The sequence below is a fragment of the Streptomyces sp. B1I3 genome, from assembly GCF_030816615.1.
Lineage (GTDB): Bacteria > Actinomycetota > Actinomycetes > Streptomycetales > Streptomycetaceae > Streptomyces.
Genome location: NZ_JAUSYD010000001.1, coordinates 3,339,433 through 3,351,825 on the forward strand (window position 1 = coordinate 3,339,433; position 12,393 = coordinate 3,351,825).

Here is a 12,393-nt window from a genome sequence, read left to right on the forward strand (position 1 = left end):
AGTTAGTTGCGCGCACGCAATCCATGGATCACTATGGGTGCAGCGGCGGAGCTGTGCCCACCTCCCTCCGAGGGGCGCGGTTCCGCCGCTGTCGTGTCCGGCGTGCGTACGGGCCGTACGCACGGGCGTCCGTCCTCGGCCCGTACAAAGGAGTGACACCATGCCCTCATCCGCGCCAGGGACGTTCCCGGACGTCCAGGCGATCGTGCGGGATCTGCTCAAGACCCGCGCGGAACTGGCGGACGCGTTCGTCGACGACGCCCCGCCGGCCGGTTTCGACGGGACGCAGAAGGCCGTACTGATCTCCCGCATGGGTGGCGCCTGGGTCGACGACCTGCACGTGGACCGCCCGCTGATCCAGCTGGAGGTCTACGGGCCGGAGAAGTCGGTGGCCCACACCCTCGCCAACGCGGCCCGCGCCACGCTGCTGGCCGCTACCGGCACCGTCTTCGGTACCTCGTTCGTCAGCGAGGTGATCGAGGAGGACGGCCCGCGCTGGCTGCCCGACTACGTCTACGCGGGCGCCAACCGGTACATCTGCATCCTTCGCTTCACCGTCCGTACGGACTGACCCTCTCTCCACGGGCCTACGCACCGCCGACCGGCGGCCTGGCCCGTCCTGCGGACCGCACATCCGCGTCCGGCCCGCCCACCGGGCCGCACGACGCCCCACGAACCAGGCCCCGCCGAACCGATTCGGCGGGGCCTTCGCCGTACCCGCCCCGGATACGGCGGCCCCCGCACGGGGGCACCACCCCTGGAAAGGAAGCCACCTTCATGGCTGGTAACAACTCGTCCGAGATCCGCATCGCCGGAACGGGCCGCATCCTCGTGGCCCCGGCCGGCACCCCGGCGCCGACCGCCTTCTCCAACGACCCGGCGGCCGACTGGGACAGCGCGGTGTGGCGGGACCTCGGCTACACGTCCACCGACGGCGTGACCTTCGCCAAGAAGGACAAGCTGGACCCGGTCGAGACGTGGCAGGCGGTCAGCCCGGCCCGCTTCATCTACGCGGACCGCGACCTGACGCTGAAGTTCGCCATGCTCCAGTTCAACGAGGACACCCTGCCGTTCTTCATGGGCGGTGACACGGTCTCGGCGGTGAACGCCACCGAAAACCCGGGCGTCTACTCCTACAACGTGCCGGACGGCCCGCAGTTCGACGAGCGCGCCCTCGGCCTGGAGTTCCACGACGGGCTGGAGGTCACCTACCGGTTCGTGATCCCGCGCGGCCAGGTCACCGCGTCGGACGACATCAAGCTGGCCCGCAAGGCCGCCGCGTCCCTGGGCGTCACCTTCACGGCGCTGTCCTCCGGCGAGACCCAGCCGCTGGCGACCTTCGTCATGAAGGACCCGGCGTACGCCAAGGCGTGACCCCGCCGCCCCCGGCCTCCGGGGGCGCGACTCCACGGGGCGCCGGCGCTCCGGTCCCGCCGGCGCGACGGCGCCCCGTGACCTCCGTAGCGCACGCCCCGCTCGACCCGCACGGGGTGCACCACCCGCTCGTCCGCACGTACCGAACCCGCCGCACCGTGACGCGCCCGACCGGGCCGCCGGTGCGGCCCCCTTCCTTCCCGAAACGGAGATTCCATGGCCACCTTCGACGTGTCCGCCGCCCGCGCCCAGCGCATGGAGGCACTCGGCCGCTCCTGGTCGTTCACCATCGACGGCGACACCTTCGAGCTGCCGACCGAACTGACCCGCGTCACCGCCCGCGCGCTGCGCGGCCTGGACGACAACGACGTCGACGGCCTGCTCGAACTCCTGCTGGGCAAGAAGCAGTTCGCCCGCTTCGCGCAGCTCGACGTCACCATGCAGGACATCGCCGCCATCCTGGAGGCGTACGGCAAGGAGACCGGGCTCGGCCTGGGGGAAGACTGAGCCTCGTCGCGTTCGCCGATGAACACGCCGAGGCTCTCGAAGCGGATCTACTCCGGCACTACGGGGTGGACCTGCTCGACTGGCACCGGGGAGAGCTCTCCTCCCGCCGGCTCGCGATCCTGATCAAGCACCTGCCCCGGGACAGCGCCACCATCCGCGACACCGACGGCGACGCCGCCGAATGGGGAGTAACCGATTACCTGCTGGCGGCGGTCGTGGACCATCTCGCGGCGGCCAACTGGATGTTCTCGGTCGTCAACGGCGACGGCGAGTCCGACCCGCCGGAACAGCCGGTGCCGGTGCCGCGACCGGGGGACACGGACGAACCGGGCGAGCGGGACGAGGAGGCCGACGGCACCACGTCGGCCGACGCCCCGCAGACGGTCCCGAGTCCTTCGGAGCTGGCCCGGTTCTTCGGGTGACGCGCCCCCGTCGGCCGCCCCGCGCGTGCGGGGCGGCCGACGGGGGTCGTAGCGCGCGATCTCTTGTCCGCCACGTTCCGGCGACTGTCAGGGACGCGGACTGTTCCACGTGCGCATGCGGCGGACCCCGGATCAGAGGGCGATTACGTAGAAACAGGCCCCCAGAAAAGCCAACCCCAGACAGAACCACAGAATGACGTAGCCGACCCGTCGGCTTTCCCGCGGAACAGCGAAGTAACCTAGAGCGAAAAAGAAAAACATGGCGGCGATCGCCATGAGGCCCACGGCGACAAAGAAAAGCTTGACGCCCACAATCCCTCACTTATGTAACTGCACGTGCCCCTGCGGCTGGACACTTCCGAGGAACCGAGTCAAGACCACCGCTCATGAGCAGTAAAACGTCGGCGGCGTACAGGGCGGCGACGGCTATTCCGCCGACACCCCGCGCCTTCGGGAGCTGGCCGGGTCCTTCTGGGCTGCGGCCGCAGGCCACCCCATATCACGGAAGCCAGCGGACCGTGCAGCTCGGTGTCCGCCTACATCGTCCCACGGCTCCTGACAGAAGCGGCGCGTGCACGATGCATGAACGCGGTCTCAGGTCAAAGGGAGAGTGCGTAGATCGCCGAGCCCAGAGAGGCCAATCCCAGACAGAACCACAAAGCGACGATTCCATACCGTCGCCTCTCCCGAGGTACGCCGAAGGAACCGAGAGTAAAGAAGAAAAACAGGCCTGCAAGCATCATGAGGCCCACGGCGAGAAAGAAAAGCTTGACGTTCACGAACCCCCACTTTCAAGATTTTTCTCCGAACAATATCAGATGCGACCGGGCCGGAGCAAGCAGAAAACCGGGCCCTCTACTTCAGACGGGAGTAATTCATGGGGTCACGCACCACGGAAGAAGTGTACGACAAAGTAGTCGTTGTCGAAGGAAAAGTTGACGGAATAGCAGCAACCTCTCTCACGACCAAGCACTTCGACGAACAGGTAAAAACCCTCAAAACTGCCATCGAAAAGGGCCCCAAGAAGGAGGAAGAGCAAACCTGGAAAGACATCATTAAGGAGACTTCTCCGGTCAAGGAGTTCCTCGCCGTCTTCAAAGGCAGCGATTTCTTGGCCCAGGTGCTGCTGGCAGCCGCGGCCGCGACTGCCGCCGCCGGACTGCTGGCAGGCCTCCTGGTGAAGGCCAAGCAGATGACGATCGCGTACACCGGTCGGACCAGAACCATGGGCGCTTTCGGTGCCGTGCGACCGCAAGGCGAGATCAACCCTCGCTATTTCGGCCGCGGGGAGCAGGGGGGATGGCGCGGCTGGGGGATGCAGCCCGCCGAAGCGCCGCAGGCACAGGGGGAGGGGGCGGGACAGGGCTCGGTACAGGCGCAGCGACCGAACCTCACGTCGGTCACACAGATCGATGAGGTCAAGACGGCCATGGTGAGGCTGAACGCCGAAATCGATACATATCGCGGCAAAGTGCGTGGCCTCGCCACCCCCAACGCGATGCGACAGATGGCTTCGGCGGCCAAGAAGCTGGAGAACGCCGCCAAGAAGCACCAGTCCATCGACACGCTGGCCACCTCGATCGGCGCTCTCAACAGAGAAATGCGCACGCTGGCCGGAACTGCGAGCTGAATCGGCAGGACGAGTTCCGGCGAGAACCTCTCCGGCAGCCGACCATTGAACGATCGGAATCCGCATGGCACTGACCGCCACCCTCAAGAAGGCGTCGGACAATCTCCGTACCTTCAAGACCAGTCTCGATCAGGCAGGCCGCGCCGCGACTGGCCTGAAACAGAACGTACAGAGCAGCAGCAGCGGTATGACCGGGATGAAGAGCGCATCCCAGCAGTCCGCGAAGGAAATGAAATCGCTTCAGCAGGCCGCCGACAAGACGGAGAAGTCCGTCACCAAGGCCGGCAAGTCCGGGCAGACCGGCGGGACGGCCCTCGGCAAGTTCGAATCGGGTGCGTCCAAGGCCGACAAGGGCATGAAGGGCCTCAACAAGTCGATGAAGGGCAACCTCATCGGCGTCCTGCTCGACCTGCTGGCCCCGCTGATCGCCAAGGTCGTGGACATGGCGACGCGCTCGAAGACGATGCAGAAGGTCCTCAGCACCGCGTTCTCCGTCATCAAGAGCGTGATCACCGCGGTGATGAAGGCCGTCGGCCCGATCATGCAGTCGGCCGGCAAGCTCATGAAGAGCGTGTGGAACGGGATCAAGACCGCCGTCTCGGTGGTCGTCAAGGCGGTTGCGACCGTCATCAAGACCTACTTCACCCTCTGGAAGACGATCATCACGGGGGTGATGACCGCCGTGAAGACGATCATCACCAGCGTCTGGAACGGCATCAAGTCCGTCATCTCACCCGTGGTGAACTGGATCAAGAGCGTCGTCCCCGCCGCCTTCACCGCCGTCAAGAGCAAGCTGTCCAGCGCCTGGAACGGCCTGAAATCCATCGCGAGCAACGCGTTCGGCGCGATCAAGGGCGCCGTCAGCGGCCCGATCAACGCGGTGATCGGTCTGATCAACTCTGCGATCGGCAAGCTCAACGGCATCAAGGTGTCCGTGCCCGGCTGGGTGCCGGTCGTCGGCGGGAAGTCCTTCGGGATCCACCTGCCGACCATCCCGCGCCTCGCCCAAGGCGGTATCGTCCAGCCGCGCAACGGCGGTGTGCACACCATCGTCGCCGAAGCCGGTGAAGCGGAGGCGGTACTGCCGCTCTCCAAGCTCAGCAGGCTCCTGGGCCACACCACCCGGGCCGGCCAGGTCGGCACCGGTGCCGCGGCCACCGACGGCGGCTTCTACATCGAGCAGTACTACGAGGCGTCCAGCAGCAGCGTCCAGGACACCGCCAGCGCGCTGCTCTACCTGTCCAAGGCCCGAGGATGAGCGTCGGCGACCCGCTGGCCGGAATCGCCGCGCCCCTGCGCACTTTCGCCGGCAACGTCTCCGGGGCACGCGGCGCCACACAACGCCTCACCACCTCCCTGCGGCAGGTCACCGCGGCGGTCGACCGGATACGGGCGGGTGCGGGCTCGGCAGGCACCGGCCTCAGGGCCGTCGCCTCCCCCGCGACCAAGGCCGCGGGCGGATTCCGCAAGCTCGGCACCTCAGCCTCCACCGCCGCGACCCGCATCCGCGCCGGTGCCACCAAGGTCCGCGGCCCCGTCGGCGTCCTCGGCTCCCTCGTCGCCGGCGCCGGGGCCTTCGGGTCGATGACCGACCTGTTCGGGAAGTACACCCCGACGGTCACCAAGGCCATGACCGCCTTCGGTATCGCCATGACCGTCGGCTCCGTCGTCATGACCGGGATCAACACGGTCATGAAGGCGAACCCGCTCGGCTTCGTCCTCGGCATCGTCACCCCGCTGGTCGCCCTGCTCATCGACTACGCGATGAACTCCGCCACCGGCCAGAAGGTGATCCAGCAGGTCTTCCAGTCCGCGCTCGACATGTTCCGCGCCGCCTGGGAGTTCATGGCTCCGGTCATCACGGGCTGGGCGAAGACCGTGTCGGAGGTGTTCGAAGGGGTCCAGAAGACCGTCGGCGCCGTCCTGAAGAGCATCGGCTCCCACCTCAAGTCCGGCTTCGAGGGCGCGCGGAGCACCATCTCCTCGGCGACCCGGGCGGTCACCTCGATCGTCAAGGGTGCCTGGAACGGCTTCCAGGCGGTCATCCAGCCGACGCTCAACTGGCTGACGAAGACGCTCCCTTCGGCCTTCACCCGGGTCCGCGACGCCATGTCGAAGTCCCTGCACGGCATGGGCAGCTTCATGTCCACCGGCATCCAGACGATCGCCGGCGTCATCACCGGGCCCGTCAAGGGCCTGATCGCCTTCGCCAACTGGATCATCGACGGGCTCAACCACCTGAGCTTCAACTTCCTCGGCAAGAAGTTCGGCGTGCACCTGTCGAAGATCCCGATGCTCGCCGAGGGCGGTGTGGTGCTGCCGGCCGCCGTGCCGGGGGCCTCCTCCGTGCAGCCGCTCTCCCAGCTCGGCCGGTACCTCCCCGCGCGGGCCGGCGCCTCCGCCACCACCGGGCCCGCCTTCTTCGCCGGCCGCCCCGGGGTCCGCGTCTACCAGGAGCGCGAGGGCAGCAGCCCGATGACCGTCGCGGAAGACCTGCACTTCCTCTACCGCACCGCGGCCTGAACCCCGGTCCGTACGTACGAGCCGACCCGCGCCGCCCCCGCGCCGCTGCCCCGGCCCGAACCCGGGTCCGTACGCGACGCCCCGCCCCCGCGCCGCCCCGGCCCGCACCGCCTCACCCCGCACCGCACCGCACCGCCACGCCGGGCTTCCGCATGCCCGCGCCCGCACACCGCCCGGACGGCCCGTAACCCCGCACCGTCGCCGACGGGCGGCGCCCCTTCCGTACGCCCCGAACCGAAGCGAGGTGACGGCCCGACATGGCCGATACCGTCTCCACCCTCCCGACCCCACTCTCCGACGACACCACCCCCGGCTCCCTGATCACCCGGGACGGCCAGATCCAGTGGGGCGGGCTCCTCATGGGGGCCGGCACGCCCTACCCGGTCGACCGCACCGGGATCACCGGCTGGGAGGACCTGCCCGAGCTGGACCTCGGCGACGTGCTCCGGCCGGACCAGCACGGCTCGTGGCCCGGCGACCGCTGGGCGCAGCCCCGGCTGGTCGGGGCGACCGTCTGGCTCGCGCCGCCCGCCGGGACCGACCCGCTCGCCACCTCGACCGCCTTCCGGTCCGCGACCGGCCCGGGCGGCCGGGAACGCTGGCTCGCCGTACGGCTGCTGGGCGAGACCCTCGCGGTCCGGGCCCGGGTCAGCCGCCGCGTCGTGCCCCAGGACCGCTCGTACGCGGTGCAGGGGTTCGCCAAGGTCAGCATCCAGTGGACCGCCACCGACCCGCGCCGCTACGGCACCGTCCAGCACGAGGCCGTCACCGGCCTGCCGGTCAGCGAGTCCGGCATGGCGTGGGACGACGCCGCCGGCTCCGGCCTGGTGTGGCCGCTCACATGGGGCACGAACGGCGCCGCCGGTTCGATCACCGCCGTCAACGGCGGCGGCGCGTCCGTCCGCCCCGTCGTGGAGTTCCGCGGACCGGTGCAGCGACCCTCGCTGACCCGGCTCTCCGACGGCCGCCAGCTCCAGTACGACCTGGCGTTGGGCGCCGGGGACCTCCTCAGCGTCGACACCGAGTCCGGCACGGTCCTGCTCAACGACACCGCGTCCCGCATCTACACCGCCACCCCCGACTCCTCGCCGGAGCAGCTGTTCCAACTGGAGCCGGGCACCACCGAGCTGGCGTTCCGCTCGGACGACGTCACCGCCGACCCCGCCGCCTCGGTCACCGTCCGCTGGCGTGACGGGCACTGGTGACCCGCGCCGCTCGCCCGCACCGCAGTCCCGTACCCCCGCAGCACCTCGCCGATCCCTCCAGGAGGACCACATGCCCGTGCGCAGCGCATGGCTCGTCAACCGCACCGACGTCGAATCCGGTCAGTCCCGCGCCGACACCCGGCTCGCCCCGACCGGCACCATGACCCCGACGAGCGGGCTCGCCAGCCGCGGCGGCGTCATTCCGGGCTCGCCCGACGGCAAGTCCCTGATGTCCGCGTTCTACGTCTTCAGCTCCACCGCCGGCATGACCGCCACCGTCGCTCCGGGCCGCGCCGTGGTGCAGGGCAGCGAGGCTGCCGGGGCCTACCCGGTGGTGCTCACCGACTACACCACGGTGGTCTTCGCCGACGGCGACGCCAACAACCCGCGCATCGACCTGGTGGTCCTGCGGATCTACGACGCCCAGGTCGACAAGTCCGGCCGCACCGAAGCGGTCCTGGAGATCGTGCGGGGTGCCCCCGAGGGCAACCCGCAGGTCCCGCAGACCCCGGCCGCCTCCCTGCCGCTGGCCACCGTCCGGGTCCCGGCGGGCGCGTCGGTCGGCACCGGCGGCATCGCCTGGGCCTCGGCCGTGGCCAACCTGCGGACCAGCACGGTCGCGGCCGGCGGCATCCTGCCGCTGTACGGCAACACCAACGAGCCCGGTGCCTACCCGGGGCAGTACCGCGACATCGGCGTCCAGCTCCAGCGGTGGGACGGCGGAGCCTGGGTCGGCTACCCGAGCCAGCTAGGCGGCATCGCCCCCACCGGACAACTCGCGACCGGCGGTTACGTGGGCCAGTACCGCGACAACAACGGCCGGCTGGAGCGGTGGAGCGGCACCGACTGGGTGCTCGCGATGCCGACGCCCGCGTTCTCGTACAACACCGACGGCGGCTACTGCAAGACCACCACGTGGACGGAGGCGGTGACCGACACGGTCGGACCGACGCTCACCACCACGTTCACCGCGCCGGTGTCCGGGAAGGTCCTCGTCCACCTCGGCTTCCAGGGGCAGCCGTCGGTGGAGGGCGGCTGGGGCCGGATGTCGGCCAACATCCGCAAGGGCGGCGTCCTGGTCACCGGGCTCGGCGCCGACGAGACCCGGTCGGCCATCGACACCGGCCGCGGCCACCAGTCGGTGAGCACGGTCTTCCAGGTCACCGGGCTCCAGGCCGGCGCCACCTACACCGCCGTCTCGGCGTACTGCTCCGGCGCGACCACCAACAACCACTGGTTCGACAACCGGTTCATCCGCGTCGACCCGATGCTCTGAGGAGGGCGGCGTGACGAGCTCGCCCCGTACGGCGTACACCCCGCTCACCCCCGTCTACCGGGCGGTCTTCTGCGACCTGCGCACCGACCAGGTGCTGGACGTGCTGCCGCTGACGGAGACCAAGTTCGACGACTACATCGGCAAGGCGGGATCGCTGTCCGCGACGGTCCCGCTGCCGGACGCCGCCCTCGCCCGCCGGGCGAGGGCGGCCCTCGTGCCCGGCCGCACCGCGGTGTGGCTGGAGCGCGACGGCGACATCTGGTGGGGCGGGGTGCTGTGGACCTGCACCCCGTCCAGTGACGAACGCGGCCGAATCCAGGTGCAGTTCCAGGCGGGTACGTTCGACTCCTACCTGGACCACCGCATCCTGGCGGGCCCGTTCACCTACACGGCGACGGACCAGTTCGAGATCGCCCGGCTGCTCGTCGCGCACGCGCAGGAGCAGCCGGGCGGCGACATCGGCATCCAGCTCGGCAACGAGATGTCCGGCATCGCGCGGGACTGCGCCTTCGCCTACTCCTCGCTGACCAGGATCCGGGAGCTGCTGGACCAACTCGCCAAGCTGGACGACGGCTTCGAGTGGCGGGTGCACTGCTACCGGGACGCCGAGGGCCGGCGGGCCAAGCGGCTCCAGCTCGGCCACCCGGTCATCACCGCCGGCGCCGCCGACATCGTCCTGGACCACCCGGGCCAGGTCCTCACCTACAGCCTGCCGGCCGACTCGACCGTGCAGGCCGACGTGTGGGTGGCGCGGGGCGACTCGCCCAACACCGACCAGGCCGAGGAGTCCCAGCCGCTCACCGTCTCCGTCGAGTCGCCCGAGGACCTGAGGGCCGGCTGGCCCCGGCTGGAGTCCACGTCCGACCACAGCGGAGTCACCGACGAGGCGACCCTGCGGTCCCTGGCCGGGGCCGAGCTGTCCCGGCAGCGCATGCCCGAGGTGATTCCGGAGATCACCGTGCGGCTGGACGGCCGGATCACCCCGGCGCTGCTCGGGGCCCGCATCCGGCTGCGACTGCGCGACCTGTGGCACCAGCAGCCGCAGGACGAGCAGTACCGCGTCGTCGGCATCGCGGTGGAACCGCCGCAGCGCACCAAGGCCGAGACGGCGACCCTCTACCTGGAAGGGGTGTAGGACATGGCCACCATCCCCACCGACCTGCTGGACCGCGTCCGGGAGATCGAACGCCGCATCCGGGGGCTGATGGCGAGCGCCAACAGCAGCCCGGCGATGAACCAGGTCGGCAACGGCGACATCGTCGTCGGCGACCTGGGGCGCATCCGCGCCAGGACCTCGCAGGGCGAGGACCTGCTGCTCGTCGGCCGGGTGCAGCCCGACCGCGACACCGACGCGAAGGCGTACCAGCAGGGACTGGAGTTGCGGCGCGACGACGGCTCGCTGGCCCTGTCCCTGATCACGACCGACCCGGTGAACACCCCGGTGCAGGCGCTGCGCGTCCTGGACCACCGGGGCGACACGGTCCTCGCGACCGACTCGTCCCGTGGCGGCCTGGCCCGCCCCTATCTGCCGTTGCCCACCCCCGCACCGGTGCGCAAGGCGGCCTGGGAGTCCACCGGCTCGACCGACTGGACGACGCTCTACGCCGGCCCCGGCTTCGCCCAGCACCCCCGGGTGTACTGCGTGCTGGCCGTCAGCGGGAGCGTCGGAGCGTCCGTGCGGCTGCTCGTCGACGGCGCACCGGTCGGCGCCGAGCAGACGCTCACCGGGACCGCCGGGCAGACGGCGGACCTCACCGCGACCCTCGTCGAGGACCTGCCGGCGTCGTTCGGCGACACGGTGAACTTCGAGATCCAGGCGAAGGTCGCCGCCACCGGCGACACCGTCGCCTGTCTGCCGCGCGGACTGTACGGCGTGCAGTCCTGACGGTCCGGTCCGGTCCCCGCGCGCGCCTCGCCGCCGCACCCCGGAGGCCCGGCCGCCGCCCGACCGGGCGGCGGCCGGGCCTCCTTCTTCCCCGACCCTCTGCCACCAACGGAGTTCCCGTGCTGCCCGAATCCATCCCCACCGTACGGCTCACCGCCCACTACCTCTCCCTCGACGGCCGCCCCCTGAGCGGGAGCGTCGAGTTCAAGCCGCCGGCGCTGCTCACCCACGCGGAGACCGACCTCTTCGTCGGCGGCCCGACCGTCGCCACCCTCGACTCCGAGGGGCGGATCGACGTCGTCCTCCCGGCCACCGACGCCGAGGGCTGGAACCCGTACGGCTGGACGTACGCCGTCACCGAGCGGATCGCCGGCGTCGGCCGCAACCGCTCCTACCGCATCGCCCTGCCCGCCGCCGTCACCGAGATGGACCTCGCCGACATCGCCCCCGCCGATCCGGCGGGAGCGCAGTACGTGAGCGTGCCCGGTCCCGAGGGCCCGCAGGGCGAACCGGGGCCGCAGGGCCCGGCCGGTCCGGTCCGCTCCGTCAACGGGCGCACCGAGACCGACATCATCCTGGCCGCCGCCGACGTCGGCGCCGTCGCCACCTCCGCCGTGGGCCGGGCGGGCGGGGTCGCCCAGCTCGACGCCGTGGGGAAGGTGCCGCTCGCGCAGCTCCCGGACGGAACCGGCCAGGGCGTCACGTCCGTCAACGGAAAGACCGGCGCCATCACCCTCGCGGCGGCCGATCTGGGGGCGCTCACCCCCGCCACCGCCGACGCCCGGTACCTGGCGATCGGCGCCGCGCCCGTCACGTCCGTGAACGGCCAGACCGGTGCCGTGAAGCTGACCTCGGGCGACCTCGGCGCGGTCTCCGCCGACCAGGCCGTGCTGCTCACCGGAGCCCAGACCGTGGACGGGGCCAAAACGTTCTCCACCGTGCCCACCGTCTCCGCCGACCCGGCCAACGCCAACCAGCTCGTGCGCCGCTCCTACGTCGACACCGTGGCCTCCAGCGGGACCTGGACGCCCGCCGCACTCGGTTTCAAGGCGTGGGCCTTCGACCCGGCGGCGTCCTCGGTGACCAGCCCGCAGTACTGCATCAACGGGACCGTCTACCTGATCGGCGTGCCGCTGACGGCCGGAGCGACCATCACCAACGTCGTCTTCTACGTGCCCGGCTTCGCCGGTTCCGGCCTGGCCGCCACCTCGTACGCGGGGCTCTACAACAGTGCCGGGACCCGGGTGGGCGTCACCGGCACCCTCGACAAGCTGATCACCAAGACCGAGGGCACCACCTTCGTGCTGAAGCTGGCCACGGCCTACACCGCCGCGGCGGGCAACTACTGGGTGGCGCTGCTGATCAACGGGCCGGACCCGAAGACCAACGGTCCGGCCTTCATGGTGGGCGCGAGCGTCGGCAACTTCCCCGGCGGCAGCGCCCGGATGCCGAACGCGTTCGTCCGGCACGCCCGGCTCGCCGCCACCGGGCTGACCGCACTGCCCACCTCGTTCACCCCCTCGACGATCGTCGCGGACGCCAACGCCATCTGGGCCGCCGTCTCCTGACCG

Annotated in this window: 14 protein-coding genes; 12 read left to right on the forward strand and 2 right to left on the reverse strand. The window is 70.5% G+C overall.

The genetic code is table 11. The features are described from left to right. The first annotated feature begins 160 nt into the window (after window positions 1-160). The 4 genes from QFZ58_RS15200 (at window position 161) to QFZ58_RS15215 (ending at window position 2,303) form a co-directional block, all read left to right on the forward strand. Window positions 161-571 carry a hypothetical protein gene (locus QFZ58_RS15200; RefSeq protein ID WP_307125453.1) on the forward strand — a complete coding sequence of 137 codons (411 nt, stop codon included), beginning with the start codon at window positions 161-163 and terminating at the stop codon, window positions 569-571. Between the two features lie 206 nt (window positions 572-777). Then, on the forward strand, window positions 778-1,374 hold the full coding sequence (locus QFZ58_RS15205; RefSeq protein WP_307125454.1) for a phage tail protein: 597 nt from the start codon (window positions 778-780) through the stop codon (window positions 1,372-1,374). Window positions 1,375-1,590: 216 nt separating this feature from the next. Continuing rightward, window positions 1,591-1,881: a hypothetical protein gene (locus QFZ58_RS15210; protein ID WP_299532172.1), complete on the forward strand. Its 291-nt coding sequence runs from the start codon at window positions 1,591-1,593 to the stop codon at window positions 1,879-1,881. Window positions 1,882-1,946: 65 nt separating this feature from the next. Then, window positions 1,947-2,303, forward strand: a complete 357-nt coding sequence (locus tag QFZ58_RS15215; protein WP_307125455.1) for a hypothetical protein — start codon at window positions 1,947-1,949, stop codon at window positions 2,301-2,303. Between the two features lie 132 nt (window positions 2,304-2,435). On the opposite strand, the gene QFZ58_RS15220 is transcribed toward QFZ58_RS15215, so the two are convergent. Together QFZ58_RS15220 and QFZ58_RS15225 are read right to left on the reverse strand one after the other, a co-directional pair. After that, window positions 2,436-2,615: a hypothetical protein gene (locus tag QFZ58_RS15220; protein WP_307125456.1), complete on the reverse strand. Its 180-nt coding sequence runs from the start codon at window positions 2,613-2,615 to the stop codon at window positions 2,436-2,438. Between the two features lie 287 nt (window positions 2,616-2,902). Then, window positions 2,903-3,082 carry a hypothetical protein gene (locus QFZ58_RS15225; RefSeq protein WP_307125457.1) on the reverse strand — a complete coding sequence of 60 codons (180 nt, stop codon included), beginning with the start codon at window positions 3,080-3,082 and terminating at the stop codon, window positions 2,903-2,905. A gap of 98 nt (window positions 3,083-3,180) precedes the next feature. Between QFZ58_RS15225 and QFZ58_RS15230 the strand changes: the two genes are divergently transcribed. The 8 genes from QFZ58_RS15230 (at window position 3,181) to QFZ58_RS15265 (ending at window position 12,390) form a co-directional block, all read left to right on the forward strand. Further along, window positions 3,181-3,933 carry a hypothetical protein gene (locus tag QFZ58_RS15230; protein ID WP_307125458.1) on the forward strand — a complete coding sequence of 251 codons (753 nt, stop codon included), beginning with the start codon at window positions 3,181-3,183 and terminating at the stop codon, window positions 3,931-3,933. A gap of 64 nt (window positions 3,934-3,997) precedes the next feature. Continuing rightward, on the forward strand, window positions 3,998-5,191 hold the full coding sequence (locus QFZ58_RS15235; RefSeq protein ID WP_307125459.1) for a phage tail protein: 1,194 nt from the start codon (window positions 3,998-4,000) through the stop codon (window positions 5,189-5,191). Then, window positions 5,188-6,456, forward strand: a complete 1,269-nt coding sequence (locus QFZ58_RS15240; protein ID WP_307125460.1) for a hypothetical protein — start codon at window positions 5,188-5,190, stop codon at window positions 6,454-6,456. Before QFZ58_RS15235 ends, QFZ58_RS15240 begins: the two co-directional genes overlap by 4 nt. Before the next feature lie 257 nt (window positions 6,457-6,713). Beyond that, window positions 6,714-7,661 carry a phage tail domain-containing protein gene (locus QFZ58_RS15245; RefSeq protein ID WP_307125461.1) on the forward strand — a complete coding sequence of 316 codons (948 nt, stop codon included), beginning with the start codon at window positions 6,714-6,716 and terminating at the stop codon, window positions 7,659-7,661. A gap of 70 nt (window positions 7,662-7,731) precedes the next feature. Further along, entirely contained in the window at window positions 7,732-8,937 is a 1,206-nt protein-coding gene (locus QFZ58_RS15250) for a hypothetical protein (protein WP_307125462.1), read from the forward strand. 10 nt (window positions 8,938-8,947) lie between these two features. After that, entirely contained in the window at window positions 8,948-10,072 is a 1,125-nt protein-coding gene (locus tag QFZ58_RS15255) for a hypothetical protein (RefSeq protein ID WP_307125463.1), read from the forward strand. A 3-nt stretch (window positions 10,073-10,075) separates the two neighbouring features. Beyond that, window positions 10,076-10,822 carry a hypothetical protein gene (locus QFZ58_RS15260; protein WP_307125464.1) on the forward strand — a complete coding sequence of 249 codons (747 nt, stop codon included), beginning with the start codon at window positions 10,076-10,078 and terminating at the stop codon, window positions 10,820-10,822. 119 nt (window positions 10,823-10,941) lie between these two features. Next, window positions 10,942-12,390, forward strand: a complete 1,449-nt coding sequence (locus QFZ58_RS15265) for a phage tail protein (RefSeq protein WP_307125465.1) — start codon at window positions 10,942-10,944, stop codon at window positions 12,388-12,390. Window positions 12,391-12,393 lie beyond the last annotated feature (3 nt).

Bases quoted from the DNA above. Each gene is read 5' to 3' on its own strand.
- QFZ58_RS15205 (WP_307125454.1), top strand. From the start codon at position 778: ATGGCTGGTAACAACTCGTCCGAGATCCGCATCGCCGGAACGGGCCGC.
- QFZ58_RS15235 (WP_307125459.1), top strand. From the start codon at position 3,998: ATGGCACTGACCGCCACCCTCAAGAAGGCGTCGGACAATCTCCGTACC.
- QFZ58_RS15245 (WP_307125461.1), top strand. From the start codon at position 6,714: ATGGCCGATACCGTCTCCACCCTCCCGACCCCACTCTCCGACGACACC.
- QFZ58_RS15240 (WP_307125460.1), top strand. From the start codon at position 5,188: ATGAGCGTCGGCGACCCGCTGGCCGGAATCGCCGCGCCCCTGCGCACT.
- QFZ58_RS15210 (WP_299532172.1), top strand. From the start codon at position 1,591: ATGGCCACCTTCGACGTGTCCGCCGCCCGCGCCCAGCGCATGGAGGCA.
- QFZ58_RS15260 (WP_307125464.1), top strand. From the start codon at position 10,076: ATGGCCACCATCCCCACCGACCTGCTGGACCGCGTCCGGGAGATCGAA.
- QFZ58_RS15230 (WP_307125458.1), top strand. From the start codon at position 3,181: ATGGGGTCACGCACCACGGAAGAAGTGTACGACAAAGTAGTCGTTGTC.
- QFZ58_RS15200 (WP_307125453.1), top strand. From the start codon at position 161: ATGCCCTCATCCGCGCCAGGGACGTTCCCGGACGTCCAGGCGATCGTG.
- QFZ58_RS15250 (WP_307125462.1), top strand. From the start codon at position 7,732: ATGCCCGTGCGCAGCGCATGGCTCGTCAACCGCACCGACGTCGAATCC.